Origin of the sequence: Bradyrhizobium sp. Ce-3, assembly GCF_022835695.1 — a bacterium.
Lineage (GTDB): Bacteria > Pseudomonadota > Alphaproteobacteria > Rhizobiales > Xanthobacteraceae > Bradyrhizobium.
The window spans coordinates 545,962-570,192 of sequence record NZ_BQUV01000006.1 but is presented as its reverse complement, the minus strand read 5'-3'; the positions used below and the strand labels follow the sequence as shown (position 1 = coordinate 570,192).

Sequence of the window (24,231 nt, the reverse complement as noted above, 5' to 3'; positions counted from 1 at the left end):
AACGGGCGGGAGACCGAGCCGGCTCACGGCGTCAAGCGCCAAGGACCCAACGGCTTCCCGCCCACCCCATCATGACAGACTTTCCAGACACAGGGACCCATACCCACGAATCTCAATTGTCGCACGACGCTGGGACTACAGCCCTCTTCAACGACGCAACGCGGTGGTTATGGGTCCCTGCTTTCGCAGGGACGACGATTGAGGATGTAGGCCGCGCTATACAATCAGTGTCGTCCTGGCGAAAGCCAGGACGACGGCGGTGGTTATAACCACGTGCTACGTGCCCCTCGCCGCCGCCCTCACATCGCCCGCGCAAACCGGCGAAAACCCGGCGCGCCGGTCAGTGCTTCGAACGCGGCGTCGCGCTTCTCCTCGGCGAACGCAAAGCCCGCCTTGGCGTAGCAGCGCTCGGCGGCGTCGTTGCCGATCACGAACGAGATCGATGCCCGCGAATAGCCGGCGGCCTTGCCGTCGGCGAGCGCACGGCCGATCAGGGCCTGCACCAGACCGCCGCCGCGATGCGGTCCCTGGTTTGCGACGTGCTCGATCAGCCAGTCGCCCTCGCCGCCCTGAACCCAGCAATTGCGGGCATAGGCGCCGCGCGCGACGATGCCGTCGGCGTCCACGCCGGTCTCCGCCGCGACCTCTTCGATCGCCGTGCGCGCGGCGACGACCGTGCCCGATGCGGGCATGGCGCACAGCGCGGCGGCCGGCACGCCGTCGACTTCAGCGATCAGGAAATGCGCGACATGGTACCATGACCGCACCCGCGCCACGGCGAGCCGCGTCATGAACGCGAGGCACTCCGCCTCCGGACGATCGAGCGCGAAGTCGAACCAGCCGCGTGGCAACGGGCCGCGCTGCGCGGCCAGCACAATGCGGGCGATGAAGCCGGCGTCGTCGGATCGTGCGGGACGGATCGAGGATCGTCCCGCACCACACATCTCAGGTGTTCTTCAGCGCGACGCGGAATTCCGCCTCGGTCTTGGCCTTGACCTCGTCGAGCGTGACGCCGTCGGCGAGCTCGATCAGCGCCATGCCGTCCTTGCCGTGCTTGTCGATGGTGAACACGGCAAGATCCGTCACGACCATGTCGACCACGCGCTCGCCGGTCAGCGGCAGGTTGCACTGCTTGAGCAGCTTCGCGCCGTCCTTGGCGGAATGCTCCATCACGACCACGACGCGCTTGACGCCGGCGACGAGGTCCATGGCGCCGCCCATGCCCTTCACCATCTTGCCGGGGATCATCCAGTTGGCGAGGTCGCCGTTCTGCGCCACCTGCATGGCGCCGAGGATCGACAGATCGATATGGCCGCCGCGCACCATGCCGAAGGAATCGGCCGACGAGAAATAGCTGGTCGAGGGCAGCTCGCTCACGGTCTGCTTGCCGGCGTTGATGAGATCGGCGTCGACCTCGTCCTCATAGGGGAACGGGCCCATGCCGAGCATGCCGTTCTCGCTCTGCAGGTTCACGTCGACCCCATCGGGAATGTAGTTCGAAACCAGCGTCGGGATGCCGATGCCGAGATTGACGTAATAGCCGTCGCGCAGCTCCTTGGCGGCGCGGGCGGCCATCTGTTCACGGGTCCAGGCCATGAGGCTCTCCTGAAAAGGTGTGATTTAAGCGGCGGGCCGCGGACGGGTGTTGCGGAACTCGATCCGCTTCTTGCCGGTCCCGACCTCGATGATGCGTTTGACGAAGATGCCGGGGGTATGGATGTGATCCGGATCGATCTCGCCGGCCGGCACCAGATGCTCGACCTCGGCGACGGTGACCTTGGCGGCGGTCGCCATCATCGGGTTAAAGTTGCGCGCGGTCTTGCGGTAGACCAAATTGCCGGCGGTGTCGCCCTTCCAGGCATGCACGATGGCGACGTCGGCGAACAGGCCGCGCTCCATGATGTACTTCTCGCCGTCGAATTCCTTCACTTCCTTGCCTTCGGCGATCAGCGTGCCGACCCCCGTCTTGGTGTAGAAGGCCGGGATGCCGGCGCCGCCGGCGCGGATGCGCTCGGCCAGCGTGCCCTGCGGGTTGAACTCGAGCTCAAGCTCGCCGGCGAGATATTGCTGGGCGAACAGCTTGTTCTCGCCGACATAGGACGAGATCATCTTCTTGATCTGGCGCGTCTCCAGCAGCCGGCTGAGGCCGATGCCGTCGACGCCGGCATTGTTGGAGACGACGGTCAGGCCCTTGACGCCGGATTCGCGGATCGCGTCCGACAGGGTCTCGGCGATGCCGCAGAGGCCGAAGCCGCCCGACATGATCATGATGTTGTCCTTGAGGAGACCATCGAGTGCCGATTTGGCGTCGGGATAAACTTTGTTCATGCAGCGAATACCTGATGGAGGGCGCGGAACGGCTGTGTCAAAGCGGATTATTAGGCGAAATCTTCGCAATGCGTCAATGACGGCCCCGTGCGGCGACAGGCGACACCCCGCGACATCAACATGGCCTTGAAAGCGTCAAGAAAACCCTTCAAGTTGCGTGGGTTGGCAGGGGCCTCCGGCGAGCGCCCGCTGTGTTCGACGACGACCCGACAAACCTCAACCCGACCCGGATATGTCATTGACGATGGCCCAAGGAATTAAGCGCCTGGGGATGCCGATCGCGGCGCTTTTCGGCCTGGCCGTCGTCGGGCTGGTCGGAACGTCGTGGTTCCTCAACCGGGACGCGCTGCAGCGCGCGGTGGAGGCGCAGATCCGCGCCGTGACCGGGCTTGAGCTCGTCGTCAACGGCCCGATCGACGTTTCGGTGTTTCCCGGCAGCTACGTCTCTTTTCATAATGTCGGGCTGAAGGGCGCCGATACCATCGGTCCCGCCCTGCAGGTCGACGTGATGACCGCCAATCTGCGGCTGCTGCCGCTGCTGCTGCGGCGGTTCGAGATCGCCGACGTGATGATGCTGCGGCCGCACATCCATGTGGTCCGCGATACCGCCGGCGAGAGCAACTGGACGCCGTTCGTCGAGACCATCGCCAAGGCGATGACGCCGGGCGCCGAGAATCAGGTGTCGTTCTCCGAAATCCGGATCCAGGACGGCGAGCTGAACTACCAGGATGGGGCCAACAGCATTTCGGAACAGCTCGGCGACATCGACCTGTCGCTGGCCTGGCCGTCGATCTCGCGTTCCTTTGCCGCAACCGGCCAGTTCGACTGGCGCGGCGAGCGCGTCGACGGCTCGATCAGCGCCAGCGATTTCGTCGCCCTGCTGTCGGGCAACCGGTCCGGCCTCAAGGCCCGGCTCGCCAGCGCGCCGCTGAAGGTTGCATTCGACGGAACCGTCGCCAACCGCACCAGCCTGATGATGGAAGGCACCGCCACCATGGACTCGCCGTCGCTGCGCAACGCGCTGCGCTGGATGGGGCAGGCGCCCCCCGGCGGCGGGGGCGGCTTCGGCCGTTTCGCGCTGAAGGCCCGCGCCAATGTGGTCGGCGGCTCGGTCGCCTTCACCAACGTCAATGTCGAGCTCGACGGCAATGTCGCCGAGGGCGTGATGACCTACGTCAACAACGGCCGGCAGACGCTGCAGGCGACGCTCGCCGCCGGCAATCTGGATTTCACGCCCTACATCTCGACGTTCCGCCTGCTGGCCAGCGGCCAGCGCGACTGGAACAGGCAGCTGTTCGACCTGTCCTCGCTGTCGTCGACCGATCTCGACATGCGCCTGTCGGCCGCCAAGGTGACGGTCGGCCCGTCCAAGCTCGGCCGCACCGCGTTCGGCGCCAATCTGCGCGGTGGCGCGCTGGCGCTCAGCGTCGGCGAGGCGCAGATGTATGGCGGCATCGCCAAGGGCTCGTTCGCGATCGCGCGCTCGGACGCGGTCGCCGACGTCAGGGCGCAATTCCAGTTCACCGATGTCGATCTGCAGGCCTGCGCCAGCGAATTGTTCGGCATCAACAAGCTGTCCGGGCGCGGCAACCTCAACGTCTCGCTGATGGCCTCAGGCTCGAGCCCGTTCGGGCTGGCGTCGTCGCTGGACGGCACCGCGACGCTGAACGGGCATGACGGCGCAATCGCCGGCTTCAATGTCGAGCAGCTGCTGCGGCGGCTGGAGAAGCGGCCGCTGTCCGGCGGCGGCAATTTCCGCTCCGGCTCGACGCCCTATGACAACCTCAACATCTCGGTGAAATTCGCCGACGGCGTCGCGACCGCCGACGATATCCGTGTCGAAAGCCCCACTGCGAAGATCACGCTGACCGGCACCGCCTCGGTGCCGTCGCGCGAATACGATCTCAAGGGCGTCGCCAGCCTGACTTCGGCCGCCGGCGGCGGCAACGGGTTCGATCTGCCGTTCGTCATTCAAGGCCCGTGGGACGATCCCCTGATCTTCCCCGATCCGGAAAGCCTGATCCGCCGCTCGCCGGCATCCGCCCCGCTGCTCGATGCGGTGAAGGATCGCAAGACCCGCGACACCGTGCGCTCGGTGATCGAGCGCTTCACCGGCGGCAGCGCGCGGGCACCGGCGCCCGATGCCGCGGCGAGCCCGCCCGGCAACGCACCGGCGACATCGGCCGAGAATGCCAAGTCGAACTGAACAGGTCGAACTGAACAGGTCGAACTGACAGCCCAGTCGAACTGACCAGGCTCGAACCGACCGATCCATTCACTTTCCGCATGGATGCACCGGGACTGATCCACGCTCTCGCCGCAAGCCCCCTACAGAAGTCGTCGATGCGACATCTTTATCAGGTCACGGGCATGCGCTAGTGTTTTACCCAACCGGTTAAAAAACCGCGTCATGAGGGAGAACAACGTGAGATCCAAGGTTATCGGTGCGCTATCAATTGCGGTCGCTGCGGTCGGCCTGTTCGCCGCAACTGCTCCCGCTCTGGCGCAGGGCAAGACGATCACCGTCTGGTGGGGCAAGGGATTTTACAAATCCGAAGATGACGCGCTGCTCGAGACGATCAAGAAATTCGAGGCCAAGACCGGCATCAAGGTCGAGCTGTCGCAATACGCGATCCAGGACATGATTCCGAAGACGGTCGCTGCGCTCGATTCCGGCACGGTGCCCGACGTCGCCTATTCCGACACCTACGACGTGCAGGCCCAGGGCAAGTGGGCGTTCGAGGGCAAGCTCGAAGACCTGTCCGACATCATGATGCCGATGAAGGACGCCTTCGCGCCGAACACGCTGGAAGCCGCCCTGCTCTACAACGACGTCACCAAGAAGAAGTCCTATTACGGCTTCCCGCTGAAGCAGCAGAGCATGCACGTCCAGATCTGGGGCGACATGCTGGACAAGGCCGGCTTCAAGGCCGCCGACATCCCGACCAAGTGGGAGGACTACTGGTCGTTCTGGTGCGACAAGGTGCAGCCGGGGATCCGCAAGGCGACCGGCCAGCGCATCTACGGCGTCGGCCAGCCGATGGGCGTCGAATCCACCGACTCGTTCCAGTCGTTCTACACCTTCATGGACGCCTACCACGTCAAGCTGGTCGACGACGACGGCAAGCTCCTGGTCGACGATCCCAAGGTGCGCGACGGCCTGATCCACGCGCTGAAGGACTACACCGACACCTACATCAAGGGCTGCACGCCGCCGTCCTCGACGACCTGGAAGGATCCGGACAACAACGTCGCCTTCCACAACAAGACCATCGTGATGACCCACAATTTCACGATCTCGATCGCGGCGAAGTGGTTCGAGGATTCGACCAACCCGGCGCTGACCGACGCGCAGCGCGCCGCCGGCAAGCAGGCCTATGAGCAGGACATCATCACGGCGTCCTTCCCGAAGGCACCGGACGGCTCGACCATCAAGTACCGCTCCGACGTCAAGACCGGGCTGATCTTCGCCAACGCCAAGAACAAGGCGGAAGGCAAGCAGTTCATCGCGTTCCTGATGCAGGAAGACAACGTGCGGCCCTATGTCGAGGGTGCGCTCGGCCGCTGGTTCCCGGTGACCAAGGCAAGCCAGGCGAGCCCGTTCTGGCAGGCCGACCGGCATCGCAAGGCGGTCTGGAACCAGTTCACCGGCGGCACCGCGCCGTTCGACTTCACCAAGAACTGGAAGTTCACCATCCTCAACAACGAGAACGTCTGGGCCAAGGCCATGAACCGCGTCGTCAGCGAGAAGGTGCCGGTGGACAAGGCCGTCGACGAACTGATCGCCCGCATCAAGCAGGTCGCGGGGTAGTGTAAGGGAATGACCGGCTCTGCCGACACTTGCTCCGCGTCGTCCCGGCGAAGGCCGGGACCCGAGCGTGAGCGCTCGCGCTCATCGCGACGCCGCGGCAGTAATTTGGTAGAGTCTGGTCATCGGCTTTCGCGCAACGACCGGGACCTGTGGTTATGGGTCCCGGCCTTCGCCGGGACGACGACGTAGGCGACATCTCGTTCTTAGAGTAACCGAATGGCGATCACGCTCTCCGCATCCGATGCCCCCTCGCCGCCGCTGTCGGCGCGGCTGTCGCCGCCGCAGGTCTGGGGCATCGCGCTGCTGGCGCCCTATCTGCTCGTCTTCCTCGCCTTCGTGGTCTATCCGGTCGGCTACGGCCTGTGGCTGGCGCGCCATCCGTCGAGCTATGTCGCGCTCTATCACGACCCGATCTTCGCGCGCGCGGCGGTCAACACGCTGATCTTCCTGGTCATCGGCATCAACATCAAGATGCTGATCGCGCTGTTCCTGTCCGGCTTCTTCGCCCAGCAGCGGCCGTGGATCAGGTGGCTGTCCGTGATCTTCATCCTGCCCTGGGCAGTGCCCTCGATCCCGACCATCCTGTCGGTGCGCTTCATGCTCAATCCCGAATGGGGCGTGGTCAACCAGCTGATCTTCAAGTTCACCGGCGACGACGGCCCGAACTGGCTGAACGATCCGGCCGTCGCGCTCGCGATGGCGATCGGCGTGCACATCTGGAAGTCGCTGCCGTTCTGGACGCTGATCCTCTTGACCGGGCGGCTCGCCATTTCACAGGACCTCTACGAGGCCTCCGACGTCGACGGCGCCAATTGGTGGCAGAAATTCCGCTACATCACCTGGCCGTCGATGCAGACGCTCTACATCACATGCACGCTGCTCTCGATGATCTGGACGCTGGGCGACTTCAACAGCGTCTATCTGCTCACCGGCGGCGGCCCCGCCGACCTCACCCATGTGCTGTCGACGCTCGGCATCCGCTATCTCAGGCTCGACCAGCTGTCGCTGGCGATGGCCTCGATCGTCTGCGCGATGCCGTTCGTGCTGCCGCTGGTCTATTACATGATGAAACGGTTGTCGCGATGAAGCTGCCCACCCTCCGCGACGTCGGCACCGAAGCCAAGCTGCTGCTGATCGGCATCCCGGTCTTCATCTGGACCATGATCCCGATCTACCACATGTTCGTGTTCGCGATCTCGCCGAAGGAGGACGCGTTCACCGGCAAGCTGTGGCCGACGCATCCGACGCTGCATAATTTCTCGATCGTGTTCCACCAGCAGCATTACTTCCTGCGCGACTTCTGGATCCAGTTCTGGAATTCGACGGTGATCGCGCTCGCCGTCGGCGCGCTGACGCTGTTCGTCGCCACCGCGGCTGCGTTCTCAATCTCGCGGCTGCGGGTGCCGGGCGGCCGCGTGGTGATGAACATGGCGCTGTTCACCTATTTCATCCCGGCGGCGTTCCTCGCCGTGCCGATGTACCGCACCATGGGCACCTATGGGCTGCTCAACAATCACTGGTCGCTGATCCTCGCGATGGTGACGATCGCCGCGCCCTACGCGATCTGGGTCTTGAAGCAGGCCTCCGACAAGCTGCCGGTCGAGCTCGACGAGGCCGCGACGATGGACGGCGCCACAACGCTGCAGCTGTTCCGCCTGGTCTATGTGCCGCTGATGATGCCCTCGCTGGTCGCGGTCGGCACCTACGCCATCCTGCTCGCCTGGAACGAATATCTCTACGCGTTCCTGCTACTGTCGAAGGATACCGACATCACGCTGCCGGTCGCGCTCGGCAACTTCCTCGCCGCCGACGATTCGCCGTGGGAGCTGCTGATGACCACCGGCTTCATCTACGCGCTGCCGCCGGCCGCGGTCTACTACGCCTTCAAGCGCTACATGGTCGGCGGGCTGACCGCCGGCGCGGTGAAGTCCTGAGGCCTCAGAGCACTGACGTGAGGTGAGCACGCTAGCCAGGCTCCCTTGCACGAAGATGTGTCGCGCAAGGAAAAAGCGTCGAAACGAGAGGCTATAGCGGCGCGGCGCTCTCGCCCTGCGAGCTCGACAATTTCGAGGCGAACGAGGCGACCACGATGATCACGGCGATCAGCGCGATCACCAGCGTGCAGATCGCATTGATCTCGGGCTTCACGCCGAGCCGCACTTCGGAATAGATCCGGATCGGCAATGTCGCCGAGCCGGGACCGGTGGTGAAGCTCGCGATCACGACGTCGTCGAGCGACAACGTGAAGGCCAGCATCCACCCCGCCACGATCGCCGGCACGATCAGCGGCAGCGTCACCATCAGGAACGCGCGCACCGGATCGCAGCCGAGGTCCATTGCGGCTTCCTCCAGGCTGCGGTCGAGCGCGGAAAGGCGCGACTGCACCACAACGGTGACGAAGCACATCGTCAGCGTGGTGTGGGCGATCGTCACCGTCCAGAAGCCGCGCTCGGCATTCAGCGCCACGAACAGCAGCAGCAATGAGAGGCCGGAGATCACCTCGGGCATCACCAACGGCGAATACAGCATGCCGGAAAACAACGCCCGCCCCCGGAACCGCTCGCCCCGCGCCAGCCCGACCGCCGCCAGCGTGCCGAGCAGCGTCGCCAGCGTTGCCGACACCGCGGCGACCGACAGGCTCATCCAGGCCGCCTCCAGCATGGCGCGGTCGTTGAAGAATTCGTGATACCAGCGCAGCGACCAGCCGCCCCACACCGTCACCAGCCGCGATGCATTGAACGAGTAGATCACCAGGATCACGATCGGCAGATAGAGGAACGCGAGCCCGAGCGCCAGCGAGGTCATGTTGAAGCGCGTCAACCTGGTGACGGTGCGCGCCATCAGCCGTTGGTCCCCAGTTGACGCCGCTGCAGGCGGTCATAGAGCACGAGCGGCGGCACCAGCAGCAGCAACAGCGCGACCGCCGCGGCTGACGCCACCGGCCAATCCTTGTTGGTGAAGAATTCGAGCCAGAGCGTCTGCCCGATCATCAGCGAATTGGAGCCGGCGAGCAGGTCGGGGATCACGAACTCGCCGACGATGGGAATAAAACACAGCAGCGCGCCGGCGCCGACACCCGGCAGCGACAGCGGGAACGTCACCAGCCAGAACGCCCGCAGCGGCGACGCGCCGAGATCGCCCGCAGCCTCCAGCAGCGAGCCATCCTGCTTCGACAGCGTCGCATAGAGCGGCAGGATCATGAACGGCAGATAGGAATAGACGATGCCGAGATACATCGCGCTGTCGGTCGACAGCCAGACCACCGGCGCGGACACGAGGTGCAGCGCCAGCAGGATCTGGTTGAGCAGGCCGTCATGCTGCAGGATGTTGATCCAGGCATAGATGCGGATCAGGAACGAGGTCCAGAACGGCACGATCACCAGCATCATCGCCACGCCCTGCCAGCGCTGCGGCAGCCGCGCCATGCCATAGGCGATGGGATAGCCGATCAGAAGCAGGATCAAGGTCGAGGTCACGGCCACGACGAGGCTGCGCAGATAGGACAGGATGTACAGATTGTCCTGCAGCAGCAGGCGGAAATTGTCGAACGACAGTTGCGCAAACGCCGCCGCCAGCGCCGCGCGGCCCTCGGTGACATCGAACACCGGCATATAGGGCGGCTGTGCGATCGCGGTCTGCGACAGGCTGATCTTCAGAACGAAGCCGAACGGCACCAGGAAGAACAGCACCATCCAGAGATAGGGCGCGATCGCGGCGAGCCGCGCCGGCCGGGCGAAGATGCGGCGCGCGCTCATTGCTCCAGCACCAGGCAGTCGTCGGCGGTGAACCACGCCACCACGCGCTGGCCGGCGAGATAGGCGTCGACATCGAGCCGCGCAGTGTTGGCCATCGATGCGCGCACCACCGCGCCGGTCTCCAGCTTGACCCGGTAGCTGGTCACGCCGCCGAGATAATTGGCGTCGATCACGACGCCCTCCAGCCGGTTGATCGCCTGCGGCGCGCCCGCATCCGAGGCCGGCGCGCGGCGCGACAGCTTCACCTTCTCGGGGCGGATCGCGACGCTGACGACCTGCTTGGTCACCGGCGGCCACAATTCGCTGACCGCGAGCGTGCCTGCTTCTGAGGTCGAGACCGTCAACCGTCCATTCTCGCGGGCAGCGACCTGGCCGTTGAACAGGTTGATGTCGCCGACGAACTCGGCGATCCAGCGTGAGGCCGGCGCCTCGTAGAGATTGCGCGGGGTGGCGACCTGGACCAGCCGTCCGGCATCCATCACGCCGATCCGGCCAGCCATCGTCATCGCCTCCTCCTGATCGTGGGTGACGATGATGAAAGTCATGCCGAGCCGGCGCTGCAGCTCCATCAGCTCGCCTTGCGTGCTCTCGCGCAGCTTCTTGTCGAGCGCGGCGAGCGGCTCGTCGAGCAGCAGCACCTGCGGGCGGCGCGCCAGTGAGCGCGCCAGCGCGACGCGCTGCCGCTGTCCGCCGGAGAGCTGGTCTGGCTTGCGCTTCTCGAGCCCTTCGAGCTTGACCAGCGCGACCATCTCCGCGACGCGGGTCGCGATATCCTTGCGCGCCATGCCGGCACGTTTCAGCCCGAAGGCGATGTTGTCGCGCACCGACAGATGCGGGAACAGCGCGTAGTTCTGGAACATCATGTTGACGGGCCGCGCATGCGGCAGCACCTGGGCGATGTCGTTGCCGCCGAGCAGGATGCGGCCCTCGTCGGGCGTCTCGAAGCCCGCGAGCATGCGCAGCAGCGTGGTCTTGCCGCAGCCGCTCGGGCCGAGCAGCGCGAAGAACTCGCCGGCGCGGATATCCAGTGAGAGCTTGTCGACCGCGCGAAAATTGCCGAACGATTTGGCGACGCCCTCGATCCGCAGCAGCGGTATGTCCGAGACGGCCGGTTCAGGCAACGGCTTTGCCGCCTCCGCAGTCGCTTCGCCCGATGTCACGTCCGCAAGCCCCGATTCCCCTTGAGGTCCGATTGTGACGGCAAACTAACGGCGGATCGCCACCGGCTCAACCGCCTCACGGACATCTCCCGCAATATTGTGGGCCCCCGCGCCTCTGCCAGGGCGGGCTCTTAAATGCGTTGCGTCGGCTTTGGGGTACAAACCGGAAGGCACTTGTTCAGCCTGAAACGTACCGCCTTTTGACCCAGAGCTGTCATTGTGCCGCCGGTAGACGAGGATAGGCTTAGCGTCGAAACGAGATCGGTTGTGGGCCGTATCCGCTGCCGCATCACGAATTAGGTCGCTGGGGCCATGGCAGTAAAAAAAGACACGGGAACGCCACAGGCAAAAAGTGTCAAGCTTCTGGTAGCGATGACCGGCAAGGCGAGTCCTGCGAAAGCGGCCGAAGGCGACAAGCCGGTATTTGCCTATATCGAGAGCCTTCCTGAACCGCAGAAGAGCATCGCCAAACATGTCGATGCCTTGGCCTCCAGGATACTGCCGGACCTCAAACGCGCGGTGAAATGGGGAATGGCTTACTATGGCGTTCCCGATGGGTGGTGCTTCACTTCCGGCGCATTCGTCGGTCATCTGAAGCTGATGTTCATCCGAGGCAACGAACTGCAACCAGAACCTCCGGTGACACCGATCGGAATGGGTAAGGCCGCCCGCGGCGTCGAATTGACCGCCATGGACGAGCTCGACGAAGACCAGGTGCTTTCGTGGATGGCTCAGGCCGCCGAGAAACCGTTCGTCGGGGGGAAGAAGAAGAAATAGGCCTCCTGGCGGCTGCCGCTTCTGGCCGTAAGCTGACAGTCGACATGACCATCGGGAAGGTCGGCTCTGCGAGGGTAATCGGAAGTCCCCGGTTCGGCCGCCATAGGCGGCTTTTCACCCGAAGCGGATATTCCATGTCATCCCCCGGCGAATTTCTTAGGGATTGACAAATAACCCTGACGGACAAGCGTGAGCCGGTATCAGGAGATCGAGGAATGCAAAACGCGACAGTGGCTGCGATCGTTTACGAGCTTCTGTTCGAGGTTTATCGGAAGATTGATCTCGACCGAACGCAGGGTTGGCTCCAATCGCTTCCTGATGAAAATGGCACGCTGCATGAGGCGTTCTATGTCGAAGGTTCGGGGCGCTGGGAATGGCCCGCAGGGGTGCTGAACGAAGTTGGTGCTCTGAAGCCGCTTTACGAGCCGAACCCGCCTCGTTGGACAACTCGTCTTCCCGGCCAATCGAGAATCTTTTTTAAGCCCGTTGTGACCTTAGACGAATGCGAGGCCGCTAACTTTCTAAAATTCGAGACTTTCGACAACTACTGTGTTGCGATGTTCGCCTTTGAGTACCTGCACAGCCATTTCGCGTACCGTGGTGGGTTAGTAAATCTCGACATTCGCTCGCATCGCTTTCTCAAAGCCGTCGCGTCCCAAGATGATATCTTTCTGGTCGAGGATGACGGCGAAGTCAGGTTTGATCAGGCACGCTTCAACACGAAAGTCATGACGCGGTGGGAAGAACTGGAGGTTCGCCGCATCCATCCCAAAAGCGGTGCTTAGTTCTGAAGCGAAGACGTTCTTGAATAGCGGCAGACCCCAATGTCAGCTCTTGGCCCAACTCGGACCTCCGGCGACGTCCGCTCTTGCGATGCTGTCGAGGGCTAAGCGGACGTAAGTCCCGAAGTGGCTCGTTGCCTTTATGAGTGCATGCCCTAGACTTCGCAGCCGAATTCGGGAGGACAACCGATGATCCACGACCGCTACGGCCTGCCGCTGACGACCCCTTCGGACCGCGCTGCCTCCCATTATATCGACGGCGTCGATCGCATGCTGGCCGCGCTGCACGGCGCGGATACCGCGTTCGAGGCGGCGATCGCCGAGGACCCGGATTTCGCGTTGGCCCATATCGGCCGCGCCCGCGTGCACCAGCTCAACATGGAAGGCGCCAAGGCCCGCGCCAAGGCGGCCGATGCACGACGGCTGGCCGCGGCGGCGAGCCCGCGCGAGCGCCAGCATATCGAGATCATGGCGTCGGTGATCGAGGGGCAGGCCAAGACGGCGATGACGTCAGCCGAACAGCATCTCACCGAGTATCCGCGCGATGCGCAGGTGCTGTCACTGCTGCTCGGCGCCTTCGGCCTCTATGCCTTCTCCGGCCGGTCCGACCATGACGCCGCGCGGCTCGCCATCTCCGAGCGTTACGTCAGCGACTATGGCGACGATTGGTGGTTCCTCACCTATCTCGGCTGGTCGAAAACCGAGGCCGGCGATGTCGTCTCGGGCCGCGCCATCACCGAGCGCGGCTATACGCTGAAGCCGGAGAACGCCGGCGCCGCGCATGCGGTGGCGCATGCGCTGTTCGAGCAGGGCGACGGGTCGGAGGGCCGCAGCTTCCTTTCCGCCTGGCTGCCGGCGAATGATCGCACCAGCTTCCTCCAGGGCCATCTTGCCTGGCACCTCGCCTTGATCGCCATCGAGGAAGGCGACGCTGACAGCGCGCTCGACATTTACGAGCAGCACATCAAGCCGGCCAACCGGCCCTATCCGCCGCTCAATATCTATACCGACACGGCCTCGCTGCTGTGGCGGCTGTCGGTTGCCGGCAAGACCGGTCTCGAAGCGCACTGGAAGGACGTCGCCGCTTATGGCGACGGGCACTTCCCGAAGGCCGGCGCGCATTTCGCCGACGTCCACCACGCGCTGGTCGCAGCCACGACGAACAATGACGCGCTCGAGACGCGGCTCGCCGAAATGGCGGCGCGTGACGCCGACGGCAAACTGGCGCCCGGCCCAGCCGCGATCGGGCTCGGCCGGGGAATCGCGGCCTTCGCGGCCGGCGACCATGACAACGCCGTACGCATCCTGGCGCCGCTGATGCCCGAGCTGGTGCGGATCGGTGGCAGCCACGCGCAACGCGAATTGTGGGAGGACACCTTCATCGTCGCGTGCCTGCGCGCCGGCCAGGGCCGCCGAGCAACGAGCCTGATCTCGGAGCGGCTGCATCGCCGTCCATCCAAGCGTGACCTCGCCTGGTCGCAGGAGGCGGCGCGGCAATAGCCACTGCCGGAAGCTGCTCTCCTTCCCCCTGAAAGGGGGAAGGTCGGGATGGGGGTCAGCCGCAGACGCCGCTGCGAGCCGAGAGAGCAGATCCCCACCCGCCTTGCTCTGGCGAGCAAGGCGACCTCCCCTTTTCAAGGGGAGGTTTGAAAGTCGAAGCTCAATCGGCCTTCGCCATGAACGCCGCAAGCGCATCCTGATCCGCTTGCGGCATGGTCAGGCCGAGCTTGGAGCGGCGCCACAGGACATCGTCGGGAAAACGCGCCCATTCCTTGCGCATGAGGTAGCGCACCTCCGCGCCGGTCAGCTCCGGGCCGAAGGCCGGACCGAGATCGGCCTTCTCCTTCGCATCGCCCATTATGTCTTTCACGTTCAACCCATAGGCGGTCACCAGCCGCCGCGCCTCGGCCTCGCCGAGGAAGCGCCAGCGGTCGCGGGCGATGTCGACCTCGTCCTCAAAGCGCTGCCAGGCGAATTCGCCGCCCGGCAGCGGCACCGTTGCGGTCCAGCGCGGCGTCATCGGATAGAACCGTGTGAACTCCGAGACCGCCCGCTCGGCGCGGCGCCGCGCGGTGGTGATATCGCCGCCGAAGATCGTCAGCAGCGGGGCCTTGCCACGCCGATAGTCGAGCGACCCGGCGCCATCGCGCCTGCTCCGGCGCGGGGGAGCGATGACGGAATTGGCGCCGGAGATCGTTCGCAGCACGTCGGCGGGCGCGATCTGCTCCCGAAAGTAACGATTGGCCGCATCGCAGAGATAGGCCACTTCACGCACTCCCATCGCGACGATGGCAGGGTCACCCTTGAAGGGATGACTGATGCTGCCGACCAGGGTGAAGTCGCGCTCGTAGGGACTGGCGAAGATCAATTGCCCGTCGGGGTTCTGGAACACATAGACGTTGTCACAGTCGAACAGGCGGCGCACCACGATCTGGCTGATCTGCACGGTCGCGAGCTGCGGCACCGGCACGCGCAGCACGGTCTCGGCGACGGAGGCGGCCCACGCACCGGTCGCGTTGACCAGCGACCGCGCCGTGATCACCCGGCGATAGCCGCGGTCGATCGCGACCAGGCGCCAGGTCTCGCCGCGCTCGGCCCGGGTCACGCGTGCGCCGGTGCGGATATCGGCGCCGCGCGCCGCGGCATCGACGGCGTTGAGCACGACGAGCCGGGAATCGTCGACGACGCAGTCGGAATATTCGAACGCGGTTCCGAACGGCCGCTTCAGCGCATTGCCGACCGGATGGTGGGTGACGTCCAGCGTCGCCGAGCGCGGCAGGCCGCTGCGCGAGGCGAGATGCTCGTAGAGCAGCAGCAACGACCGCAATTGCCACGGCGGCCGTTCCTCGGCATGCGCCGGGATCGCGAAGCGTGCCGGCCGCACCAGATGCGGCGCGATGCGCAGCAACACATCGCGCTCCCTGAGCGCCCTGCGGACGCGGAAGAACTCGCGCCGTTCCAGCCCGGCCAGATCGCCGTGCACCAGCCGTGGCGAGGCCTGCGACGCGCCGCAGCCGAGATCGCCCTGCTCCAGCAGGATCACGCGCAGACCGCGGCCGGCCGCATCACGCGCCACGCTCGTGCCGTTCAGGCCACCGCCGATGATCGCGAGATCATGATCCGCCATGCGCAACGCCTATCGCATTTGAATGCGAACGAAATACGTGTTCGTACCCAAATAGCGTCAAGGCATGGCGCTGAACGACATGATGTCCTGATGAAGCGCTCTCACGGCGCACGCCACCTCTCCCGCTGGCGCGGGCGGGCGTTTGCTTGCACGATTTCGGAATATTGGAATAATGCCCCTGAGTTGCCCGACGTGTCAAGTCGCCTGCCCGAGCGCCGGGCGCCACCGGCTACTGTGCATGGGGTTGTTTTCGATATTTTGACAGCGCTCCAATCGGACTCCATCACGCGCTAATCCGCGCAGGCCGCGGCGAAGAAGCCTTCGGGGCCATCGGCCTCGATCAGCTTCTTGCCTTCGATCACCCAGAACCGGTTGGCCACCGACCGCACGAACTGGCGGTCGTGCGACACCAGGAGGCAGCTGGCCTGCTGTTCCATCAGTTCCTCCTCCAGCGTCTCCTGGCCCTCGATGTCGAGGTGGTTGGTCGGCTCGTCGAGCAGATAGAAGTTCGGCTCGGTGAGCCGCAGCACCAGCATGCCGAGACGGGCCTTCTGCCCGCCCGACAGCCGCCCGATCGGACGGCCCTGCATCTCGATCGAAAGCCCGGCGCCGGCGAGCAGGCCGCGCGCCCGCTGGTCGCCGACCTCGAAGCGCCGCGTCAGCATGCGCATCGGCGTGTCGCTATCGGCGAGATCGGCCAGCGCCTGGTCGCAATAGCCAAGCACCAATGACTCGGTGGCCCGGATCTCGGCGGCTGCGGCTTCGGAGCTCTCGATCGCCAGCCGCAGTGCCGCGACGAACCGGGTCTTGCCGGCGCCGTTCGGCCCGAGCAGCGCGATCCGGTCGCCCTTGCAGATGAACTGCTGGCCGGTCCTGAACAGCGGCCTGCCGTCGGGCGTAGCGATCGCGGCGTTGTTCAGCCTGATCAGGACCTTGGCATGGGTGTCGCGGTTGGCGAGCCGGATCGCGCCGGCCAAGCGTTCGACATGGGCGGGCTTCGCCGTCTCCTCCAGTCGCTCGGCGCGCTGCTTCAGCTGCTTGGTCTTCGACAGCAGAAGGTCGCTGCCGGAATTGATGCCGAGATTGTTCAGCTTGGCGGCCTGCTGCCGCAGCTGGCGGACGGTCTTCATGTCGCGCTGATAGCGCCGCCCGTCAGCGGCATCGAGTTCGTCGAGCGCCGCGCGCGCCGCGGTGTATGGCAACGCGAACAGCGGCGACCGCTCCGGGCGCAGGAACAGCGTCCGGTTGGTCGTCGCGTCGAGAAAGGCGCGATCGTGGCTTGCGATCACCGCCGGCATCTCGCGCGGCAGCGCGTTCAACCAGGCCTCGAGCCGGCCGATCTTGGCAAGGTCGAGATGGTTGGTCGGCTCGTCCAGCAGCAGCACGTCGGGCTCGGTCACCAGCACGCGGGCGAGCAGGGCAAACCGCAGCCAGCCGCCGCTCAATTGCTTCAGCGATCGCGGCCACAGCTCGTCGGGCACGTCGAGCGATTGCAAGGCGACGTCGACCCGCCAGCTTTCGCCGGCGCGTTGCTCGGCGGGAAGTGCCGCGAGCACGGCGGCGTGGAACGGTGTATCCAAGAGGCTCGGCGGTGCATCCTGCTCGACATGACCGACGGTCAGCCCGCGCGAACGGGTGATGTCGCCTTCATTAGGCTCCATTGCATCAGCGATACAGCGCAGCAGCGTGGATTTGCCGCGGCCGTTGGCGGCCACGAGGCCGATCCGGTCACCGGCATTGACGACGAAATTCAGTTCGGAAAACAGTGGCGCGTTCAGCGTCACGCCGAGATTGCGGACATTGATGAGGGACACGATCGATTCTCTGGTCTTGCCGGCGATCACGACATCCGGAGGCACGAGCCATCATCGGATGTGCGTGTCGAAGCGCGGCGAGGGATTCATGTGCTGGCGCGAACGCTCAAACGCTCGGCGCCGCACGGCCACGAAGGGCAGACCAGGAAGAGATTTTAGACGAGTTTCCGGTCAGCCCTGCAAACGCATCTGCAGGGCGTTGACGGGGCCACGCTTGAGGTGGGGATCGTTGTATCTCGCCACGACGCAGCCCTCCTTTCTCGGCCAGAATGATGTGGTGCTTCGACGGTAACCGGACGTGCAACGGATGGCAAGCACAGCCGGCCGGTTCGGGCTCGCCTACCCGGCCCTGCGCACGGTTTCGGCGAGCAGGTCGCCGCCGACCAGCGCGGCAAATTGACCGATCGGGGCCGGCCGGCCGATCAGATAGCCCTGCACCGCGTCGCAGCCTTCGTCCGCGAGGAAGCCGAGTTGCGCCTCGGTCTCGACGCCTTCGGCGACGATCGACATTTCGAGGCCATGGCCGAGATCGATCACCGCGCGCACGATCGCGGCCGACTGCGGATTGCGGCCGAGATTGATGACGAAGGCGCGGTCGATCTTGATCTTGTCGAACGGAAACGCCTGCAAGTAGCTCAGCGAGGAATAGCCGCTGCCGAAATCGTCCATCGAGATGCGGACGCCGAGCGCCTTCAGCCGCCGCAGCAGCGACAGGCCGCGGTCGAAATCCTCGATCAGCACGCCCTCGGTGATTTCGAGTTCGAGGCGGTCGGGCGTCAGCCCGGTCTCGAGCAGGATCGAATGCACGAGGCCGACGAGGTCGCCATGGGTGAACTGCGCCGGCGACAGGTTGACGGCGACCTGCATCGGCACGGCCCAGGAGGCGGCCTCGCGGCAGGCTTCGCGCAGGATCCATTCGCCCATCTCGACGATCAGGCCGCTTTCTTCCGCGAGCGGTATGAAGTCGCTCGGCGGCACGAAGCCGCGCACCGGATGGTGCCAGCGCGCCAACGCCTCGAAACCGATGATCCGGCTGGCCGCAACGCTGCCGCCGGCGGCCGCCTGCGGCTGGTAGTAGAGCGACAATTCGCCGTTCTTGATCGCGACCGACAGCTCCTGGTGCAGCACGCGGCGATCGCGGATCTGCTGGTCCATCTCCGGCTCGAAGATCGAGATCGTGCCGCGCGACTTCGCCTTGGCGCGGAACAGCGCCGCGCCGGAATTGGCCAGCAGCGAGGCCGCGTCGGATCCATTGTGCGGGAACACCGCGATCCCGGCGGTGAGGCCGGTGCGCACCGACTTGCCGTCGATCAGGAAATCCTGACCGAGCGCCTCGGCGGCCTGCTCGGCCAGCGCGATGCCGGCGGCCGGCTGCTTGCCGTCGATGATGAGGCCGAATTCGTCGCCGGACAGCCGCGCCACGACGCCGCCGCGCGCCACGGTCTGCAGGCGCTGCGCGACCTCGATCAGCACCTTGTCGCCCATCGCGTGGCCGTAGACGTCGTTAATTTCCTTCAGCCCGTCGAGGTCGACGCAGAGCACGGCGAACTCCTCGTCGGTGCCGTCGCAGGCCTCGATCATCTGGGTCAGCGCCTGCAGGAAGGCGGCGCGGTTCGGCAGATCGGTCAGGCCGTCATGATAGGCCATGTGCGCCATCCGCGACTCGGTCTGGCGCCGGTCGGTGACGTCCTCATGGGTCTTGATCAGATATTGCGGCTCGCCATGGTCGTCGAGCACGGTCATGCGGCGGGTCAGGAACAGCCGCAGGCCGTCCTTGGTCGAGATCGGGTGCTCCTCGGCGATCATGCTGCGCTTGCGGATCGCGGCCTCGTCGCGGGCGACGATCAGCTTGGCTTCGCGCGCGTTGAAGATGTCGGACGCGGTGAGACCGGCGGCGTCCTCGCGGCGGCGATTGAGGATCGTCTCGGCGCTGCGGTTGGCGAGCAGATAGCGGCCGTCGCTGACGCGTTGCACGATCAGCGAGACCGGGATGTTGTCGACCACGAGCTCGAGGAATTTCTTGTTGTTCTCGAGCTCGCGCGACAGCGAGCGGCGGTCGGTGACGTCCTCGAACAGCGCGATCAGGAATTCCGGATCGCCGGCCTCGTTGCGGGCGATCACCCGGTTGGACGCCAGGATGCGCTTCTCTGAACCGCGTTCGACGAAGAATTCGCTGCGGTGATAGCCTTCCGGCGCGTTCAGCGCCGCGCGATCGGCGGTGTCGATGCTGACCGCGGTCTCGGGGCGGAAGATCTCGTCGGCGCGCTTGCCCACGATGTGATCGCGCGAGAACCGCGAGAAGCGTTCGAAGGCGCGGTTGGCGAAGATATAGCGGCCGTCCTCGATGTTCTTGGCCGCGACGCAGACAGGGACGTTGTCGAGCACCGATTCCAGGAACTGGGTGGTCGAGGCGAGCTGGCGCGACAGCTTGCGCTGATCGGTGCAGTCGAGATGGGTCGCGACCGAGCCGCCGTTCGGCAGCGGGAAATATTTCACCAGCACCGACCTGCCGCCGGGCAGCTCGGTGACCAGCCCCTCGGGCGCCGCGGCCCGGCTGAAGAATTCCTCGGCGCTGATGTCGAGCACGCCGCGGTCGCGGCGCAGCTCCAGGAGCTCGGTGCCGGTCATGTTGCGCCTGATGTCGGCGCGCGAGAGGCCGTAGATGTCGAGATAGCGGTCGTTGCAGAACACGATGCGCTCGCGCGCATCGGTCATCACCACGCCCTGGTTCAGATGGTTGAGCGCCGACGATACGAAGGCGCTGCGCCGCAGCTGGGCGCGCTTGGCCTTGCGCAAGGCCGAGAGGATCCACAGCCCGATCGCGCCGAGAAACGACGCCAGCACCACGCTGCCGATCAGAAGCTCCCAGACCACGCCGGGATCGAGGTCACCGAGATAGGTCGACGGCGCGAACGCGCCGGTGCCGGCCTCGGCGGCAGCGCAGGGCACGACGGCAGCGATCAGGCAAAGCACGGCCCTTGCCGGAATCGAAATCTTCCCGCCCGCCTGCCACTTCCTGCCAGCCATCGATCACCCGCGGATTTCCGGGGCGAGTGTCCGGCTCCGGCGGTTTGGATCGGGTAAACGCGTCAGGACGCGGCCGGAAAATGCGGCCAAATATACGGCAATTGCCCTGACATGATTAATGCTGCACTAACGGGGCATGGCTCCCCAACTATTTGAGATGGCCCAACCACTTGCCCAAAGCGATCGGATCGGCTGAACGGTGTTGGCGGTTGCGGCAAGGGCGTGGCCGCGCGGAAATATTCGGACCTGAAGGACGAGATGGACAGGGTTGATTGCGTGATCGTCGGGGCGGGGGTGATCGGCCTCGCCGTGGCGCGCCAGCTGGCACAGGCCGGCCGCGAAGTGATTGTGATCGAAGAGGCCGAGGCGATCGGCACGGTGACCTCGTCGCGCAACAGCGAGGTAATCCATGCCGGCATCTACTACCGGGCCGGCAGCCTGATGGCGCGGATGTGCGTCAGCGGCAAGCGGGCGCTCTACCGCTACTGCGCCGAGCACGGCATCCCGCACAAGAATTGCGGCAAGCTGATCGTCGCCACCACACCGGGCGAGACCGAGAAGCTGCAATCGATCCGCGCCCATGCCGCGGCCAACGGCGTCGACGACATGCAACTCTTGTCCGGCGCGGCGGCGCGCGCGCTGGAGCCGGCGCTGAACTGCGACGCGGCGCTGCTGTCGCCCTCGACCGGGATCATCGACAGCCATGCCTACATGCTGGCGCTGCGCGGCGACGCCGAGGCGGCCGGCGCGGCGTTCGCCTTCCACACGCCGCTGCTCCACGCCAGGGTCACGGCTGACGGCTTCGAGATCGAGGCCGGCGGTGCGGCGCCGATGACGCTGGCCTGCGACCTTCTGGTCAATGCCGCGGGCCTTGGCGCCACGGCGGTCGCGCGCAATGTCGAAGGCATGCCCATCGGGTTGATTCCAACGGCCTATTTGGCCAAGGGCAATTACTTCAGCTGCAGCGCAAAAGCGCCGTTCTCGCACCTGATCTATCCGGTGCCGGAGCCCGGCGGGCTCGGCGTGCACCTGACGCTCGACATGGCCGGACAGGCGCGGTTCGGCCCCGACGTCGAATGGATCGATCGCATCGATTACGCGGTCGACCCTGATCGGGCCGAGCGGTTCTATCCGGCGATCCGGAAATACTGGCCGACCCTGCCGGACGGGGCGCTGATGCCGAGCTATTCGGGAATCCGGCCCAAGATCGTGCCGCCGGCGGTCGCGACCCAGGATTTCCTGATCCAGGGCCCGGCCGATCACGGGGTCGCCGGCCTGATCAACCTGTTCGGGATCGAGTCACCCGGGCTGACGTCGTCGCTCGCGGTCGCCGAGCATGTCGGCGCGCTGGCGCAGCTCTGAGCAAACGCAGCAAGCCTCCCGGGGGACGCGCGCTTTGGCGCTCATCCCTCGGTGAAAGGCCAGATTTATTTGCTGATTTGCGGGGGACCGGCTTAGTGGACCGTGTCGTCGGCGGACAGTCTCAGCCGCTCGATTTGGTCCTTGACCATCAACTTGCGTCGCTTCAGCTCGCAGATATGGAGATCGTCGACGGAGGGGTGAACGAGCGCTTCGTGCAGTTCGTTCTCGAGTATTTTGTGTTTACGCTCCAGCTCAATGAGATGGGCCTGTATTGCCATTGCGAACTCTCCTCGGTGCGTTAAACCTCAGGTTCGATCCGGACGGTCGAGTGTACACAAGTGGGCGGTACTGTCGATAGGAAACGCGAAATGCCGCACCCACGCATTTCGGTTTATCTGTAACCAATCGTGACTATGGAACCGGTTCGGCTTGCGCGGCGCGCGCTCAGGGAGGATATTCCGAAGCGCGGCTGCTTCGGCCGCAACAACCTCTTCGTGCTTATCAGTCAATACGCAGCCATGAACGATCAGGATGAGCGCGAACTCCTCGCCGAGCTTGCGCGTCTGCAACAAGAGCACCGCGACCTCGATGCCGCGATCGATGCGCTGCATCAGTCGCCGGCGCCGGATCTCCTGATGCTGCAACGCTTGAAGAAGCGGAAGCTGCAATTGCGCGATCGCATCGCCTTCATCGAAGACCAGATCACGCCCGACATCATCGCCTGACGCGCGCGCCTTGCGATATGGCCACCCGGGTTCAGATCGGCCCGGCGGTTTTCCCCGTCATCCACAGCACCCCATCGGCCTCACGTTCCCGGCAATCGAGGCGAGCAGGATTCTCCGCGCTTGACTCCTCAAGAACAAAAAGAGAACATGCCGCCCCAGCCGCCAGCCATCATCCGAGGGAGTTTCGCCATGTCCGCACCGCCTTCCCTGCCCGAGCACAGCCACTATGAGAAGGCCTGCGATCAGGCGATCGCGATGTGCGACGGCAACCTGCGCAGCACCATCAAGGCGCTGATCATGGCCAATGAATATCTGGAAGCCGAGCTCGAGGAATTGCAGGCCGCGATCACCGCCGGCTGCGTGCCGGCACGCGCCCAGGCGGCGAGCGACGCCGCCTGATCCTTGCTCTGATCTATGGCCTGATCTTCAGGGAGCACAGCGATGGCCGATGTGACCTACTACGTGGCACTGCCCTTCATGCAGGATGACGACGGCACGCCGGTCGCCGGCAATGCCGAGGAATGCCAGAGCTCGACGATCGCGCTGCGCCGGGCGGAGACGATGTCGCGGATGCCCGGCAGCATCGGCGCCGTCGCGTTCAGCCGCACCGGCGATCCGGCGATCGGCGAGTTCGGCGATGCCAAGCTGCTGCGGGCCTACGGCAACGTGCCGGAAGATCTGAGCGCGCTGTAATTTTCAGGCTTGGTGCAGTCGTCAGGATTGATGATTTTCACGATTCATGGCGCCGCTGCGCCTTGCGCACATACATCGCGCGGTCGGCCTCATCGAGCACGCGATCGACATCGGAATGCGCGGTGAGGATCGCAACGCCCGCGGAGGCGCCCGCGGAGACCCGACTGTCGCGGAACACGAAAGTCAGCCGGTCGATCGCCTCTTCCAGCGCCGCCGCCTTGGCGCGCGCATCGGTCTCGCTGAGATTCCACAGCAGCACCGCGAACTCGTCGCCGCCGAGACGGCCGACCACGTCGGAGGCGCGCACCTGGTCCGAGATCGCGGCAACGATCGTCTTCAGCACCTCATCGCCCGCCGCGTGCCCGAAGGCGTCGTTGATCGGCTTGAGGCGGTCGACGTCGAGCACGACCAGCGCGCCGGAGGCCTGATAGCGCTTGATGAAGGAGAGTGAACGGGCGAGCTCGCGCTCGAAGCCGCGCCGGTTCAGGATGTCGAGCAGGAAGTCGGTCTCGGACGAGGCCTGCAGCTCCTCGATCCGGGCCTGGGCCCGCGCCAGTTGCGCCCGCAGCCTGCGGATCGTCGCTTTGTCGCCGGACGCGACCGCGCCGCGCGTTGCAGCCTGGGTTCCGGCCGCTTTGGCTCCAGCCCCCTTTGCTCCAATCCCTTTGGTTCCAGCCCCCTTGGTTCCAGCCCCTTTAGTTGCAGTCTTGCCGGGTGCGGATTTGCGTGCGGCAGCCGTGCCTTTTTGCCGTTTTGCGGCCCCGGAGGCCGCCGCCGTCGTCTTCTTCTTCATGCGCATCTTTGTTGAGGCTTGCTTATGAAGGCTTGCCGGGATTCACCAAGACAGGATAGTCCATTCTAACTCCCTTG

Annotated in this window: 22 protein-coding genes; 11 read left to right on the top strand and 11 right to left on the bottom strand. The window is 65.1% G+C overall.

Annotated elements, in window-relative coordinates:
- Nucleotides 1-299 precede the first annotated feature (299 nt).
- From BRSPCE3_RS23430 to BRSPCE3_RS23420, 3 genes are read right to left on the bottom strand one after another with little or no spacing between them, the layout of a single operon-like run.
- Nucleotides 300-944, bottom strand: coding sequence for a GNAT family N-acetyltransferase (locus tag BRSPCE3_RS23430; protein WP_244068648.1), 645 nt, complete (start codon nucleotides 942-944; stop codon nucleotides 300-302).
- A gap of 1 nt (nucleotide 945) precedes the next feature.
- On the bottom strand, nucleotides 946-1,596 hold the full coding sequence (locus BRSPCE3_RS23425; protein ID WP_097677082.1) for a 3-oxoacid CoA-transferase subunit B: 651 nt from the start codon (nucleotides 1,594-1,596) through the stop codon (nucleotides 946-948).
- Between the two features lie 24 nt (nucleotides 1,597-1,620).
- Complete coding sequence (locus BRSPCE3_RS23420; protein WP_244068647.1) at nucleotides 1,621-2,328, bottom strand: CoA transferase subunit A; 708 nt, start codon at nucleotides 2,326-2,328, stop codon at nucleotides 1,621-1,623.
- Nucleotides 2,329-2,572: 244 nt separating this feature from the next.
- Between BRSPCE3_RS23420 and BRSPCE3_RS23415 the strand changes: the two genes are divergently transcribed.
- The 4 genes from BRSPCE3_RS23415 to BRSPCE3_RS23400 all read left to right on the top strand — a co-directional run bounded on the left by BRSPCE3_RS23415 (nucleotide 2,573) and on the right by BRSPCE3_RS23400 (nucleotide 8,073).
- A complete protein-coding gene (locus BRSPCE3_RS23415) occupies nucleotides 2,573-4,534 on the top strand; it encodes an AsmA family protein (RefSeq protein WP_244068646.1) in 1,962 nt (653 codons plus the stop codon).
- A gap of 219 nt (nucleotides 4,535-4,753) precedes the next feature.
- Entirely contained in the window at nucleotides 4,754-6,139 is a 1,386-nt protein-coding gene (locus BRSPCE3_RS23410) for an ABC transporter substrate-binding protein (RefSeq protein ID WP_244068644.1), read from the top strand.
- A gap of 216 nt (nucleotides 6,140-6,355) precedes the next feature.
- The gene (locus BRSPCE3_RS23405) at nucleotides 6,356-7,225 is read left to right on the top strand and encodes a carbohydrate ABC transporter permease (protein ID WP_244068642.1); all 870 of its coding nucleotides are present in this window, start codon (nucleotides 6,356-6,358) and stop codon (nucleotides 7,223-7,225) included.
- Nucleotides 7,222-8,073: a carbohydrate ABC transporter permease gene (locus BRSPCE3_RS23400; RefSeq protein ID WP_244068640.1), complete on the top strand. Its 852-nt coding sequence runs from the start codon at nucleotides 7,222-7,224 to the stop codon at nucleotides 8,071-8,073. Before BRSPCE3_RS23405 ends, BRSPCE3_RS23400 begins: the two co-directional genes overlap by 4 nt.
- A 91-nt stretch (nucleotides 8,074-8,164) precedes the next feature.
- Here the strand turns inward: BRSPCE3_RS23400 and BRSPCE3_RS23395 are convergent, their stop codons facing one another.
- Genes BRSPCE3_RS23395 through BRSPCE3_RS23385 form a run of 3 tightly spaced genes read right to left on the bottom strand, consistent with a single transcriptional unit; the run spans nucleotide 8,165 to nucleotide 11,015 of the window.
- Entirely contained in the window at nucleotides 8,165-8,980 is an 816-nt protein-coding gene (locus tag BRSPCE3_RS23395; RefSeq protein ID WP_244068638.1) for an ABC transporter permease, read from the bottom strand.
- The gene (locus tag BRSPCE3_RS23390) at nucleotides 8,980-9,894 is read right to left on the bottom strand and encodes an ABC transporter permease (RefSeq protein ID WP_244068637.1); all 915 of its coding nucleotides are present in this window, start codon (nucleotides 9,892-9,894) and stop codon (nucleotides 8,980-8,982) included. Before BRSPCE3_RS23390 ends, BRSPCE3_RS23395 begins: the two co-directional genes overlap by 1 nt.
- The gene (locus tag BRSPCE3_RS23385) at nucleotides 9,891-11,015 is read right to left on the bottom strand and encodes an ABC transporter ATP-binding protein (protein WP_244068635.1); all 1,125 of its coding nucleotides are present in this window, start codon (nucleotides 11,013-11,015) and stop codon (nucleotides 9,891-9,893) included. The genes BRSPCE3_RS23390 and BRSPCE3_RS23385 overlap by 4 nt, the downstream gene beginning before the upstream one ends.
- A 351-nt stretch (nucleotides 11,016-11,366) precedes the next feature.
- Between BRSPCE3_RS23385 and BRSPCE3_RS23380 the strand changes: the two genes are divergently transcribed.
- The 3 genes from BRSPCE3_RS23380 to BRSPCE3_RS23370 all read left to right on the top strand — a co-directional run bounded on the left by BRSPCE3_RS23380 (nucleotide 11,367) and on the right by BRSPCE3_RS23370 (nucleotide 14,113).
- A complete protein-coding gene (locus tag BRSPCE3_RS23380; protein WP_244068633.1) occupies nucleotides 11,367-11,831 on the top strand; it encodes a DUF1801 domain-containing protein in 465 nt (154 codons plus the stop codon).
- Between the two features lie 215 nt (nucleotides 11,832-12,046).
- On the top strand, nucleotides 12,047-12,616 hold the full coding sequence (locus BRSPCE3_RS23375; RefSeq protein WP_244068631.1) for a hypothetical protein: 570 nt from the start codon (nucleotides 12,047-12,049) through the stop codon (nucleotides 12,614-12,616).
- 267 nt (nucleotides 12,617-12,883) lie between these two features.
- A complete protein-coding gene (locus tag BRSPCE3_RS23370) occupies nucleotides 12,884-14,113 on the top strand; it encodes a tetratricopeptide repeat protein (RefSeq protein ID WP_244068662.1) in 1,230 nt (409 codons plus the stop codon).
- A gap of 160 nt (nucleotides 14,114-14,273) precedes the next feature.
- Here the strand turns inward: BRSPCE3_RS23370 and BRSPCE3_RS23365 are convergent, their stop codons facing one another.
- The 3 genes from BRSPCE3_RS23365 to BRSPCE3_RS23355 all read right to left on the bottom strand — a co-directional run bounded on the left by BRSPCE3_RS23365 (nucleotide 14,274) and on the right by BRSPCE3_RS23355 (nucleotide 20,581).
- Nucleotides 14,274-15,740, bottom strand: coding sequence for a glycerol-3-phosphate dehydrogenase (locus BRSPCE3_RS23365; RefSeq protein WP_244068630.1), 1,467 nt, complete (start codon nucleotides 15,738-15,740; stop codon nucleotides 14,274-14,276).
- Nucleotides 15,741-16,030: 290 nt separating this feature from the next.
- The gene (locus tag BRSPCE3_RS23360) at nucleotides 16,031-17,554 is read right to left on the bottom strand and encodes an ABC-F family ATP-binding cassette domain-containing protein (RefSeq protein ID WP_244068628.1); all 1,524 of its coding nucleotides are present in this window, start codon (nucleotides 17,552-17,554) and stop codon (nucleotides 16,031-16,033) included.
- A 339-nt stretch (nucleotides 17,555-17,893) separates the two neighbouring features.
- Nucleotides 17,894-20,581, bottom strand: coding sequence for an EAL domain-containing protein (locus tag BRSPCE3_RS23355; RefSeq protein WP_244068626.1), 2,688 nt, complete (start codon nucleotides 20,579-20,581; stop codon nucleotides 17,894-17,896).
- A 192-nt stretch (nucleotides 20,582-20,773) separates the two neighbouring features.
- On the opposite strand from BRSPCE3_RS23355, the gene BRSPCE3_RS23350 reads away from it, so the two are divergent.
- Nucleotides 20,774-21,943: an NAD(P)/FAD-dependent oxidoreductase gene (locus BRSPCE3_RS23350; RefSeq protein WP_375709952.1), complete on the top strand. Its 1,170-nt coding sequence runs from the start codon at nucleotides 20,774-20,776 to the stop codon at nucleotides 21,941-21,943.
- 92 nt (nucleotides 21,944-22,035) lie between these two features.
- Here the strand turns inward: BRSPCE3_RS23350 and BRSPCE3_RS23345 are convergent, their stop codons facing one another.
- On the bottom strand, nucleotides 22,036-22,221 hold the full coding sequence (locus BRSPCE3_RS23345) for a YdcH family protein (RefSeq protein WP_016847370.1): 186 nt from the start codon (nucleotides 22,219-22,221) through the stop codon (nucleotides 22,036-22,038).
- Nucleotides 22,222-22,461: 240 nt separating this feature from the next.
- Here BRSPCE3_RS23345 and BRSPCE3_RS23340 point away from each other — a divergent pair, with 240 nt between their 5' ends.
- The 3 genes from BRSPCE3_RS23340 (at nucleotide 22,462) to BRSPCE3_RS23330 (ending at nucleotide 23,361) form a co-directional block, all read left to right on the top strand.
- Complete coding sequence (locus BRSPCE3_RS23340) at nucleotides 22,462-22,668, top strand: YdcH family protein (protein ID WP_024583705.1); 207 nt, start codon at nucleotides 22,462-22,464, stop codon at nucleotides 22,666-22,668.
- A gap of 189 nt (nucleotides 22,669-22,857) precedes the next feature.
- Nucleotides 22,858-23,067, top strand: a complete 210-nt coding sequence (locus BRSPCE3_RS23335) for a hypothetical protein (protein WP_244068622.1) — start codon at nucleotides 22,858-22,860, stop codon at nucleotides 23,065-23,067.
- Between the two features lie 42 nt (nucleotides 23,068-23,109).
- Entirely contained in the window at nucleotides 23,110-23,361 is a 252-nt protein-coding gene (locus BRSPCE3_RS23330; protein WP_244068620.1) for a hypothetical protein, read from the top strand.
- A 37-nt stretch (nucleotides 23,362-23,398) separates the two neighbouring features.
- Here the strand turns inward: BRSPCE3_RS23330 and BRSPCE3_RS23325 are convergent, their stop codons facing one another.
- Nucleotides 23,399-24,160 (bottom strand): GGDEF domain-containing protein, encoded by a 762-nt coding sequence (locus tag BRSPCE3_RS23325; RefSeq protein WP_244068618.1) that lies wholly within the window; start codon nucleotides 24,158-24,160, stop codon nucleotides 23,399-23,401.
- Nucleotides 24,161-24,231: the final 71 nt, after the last annotated feature.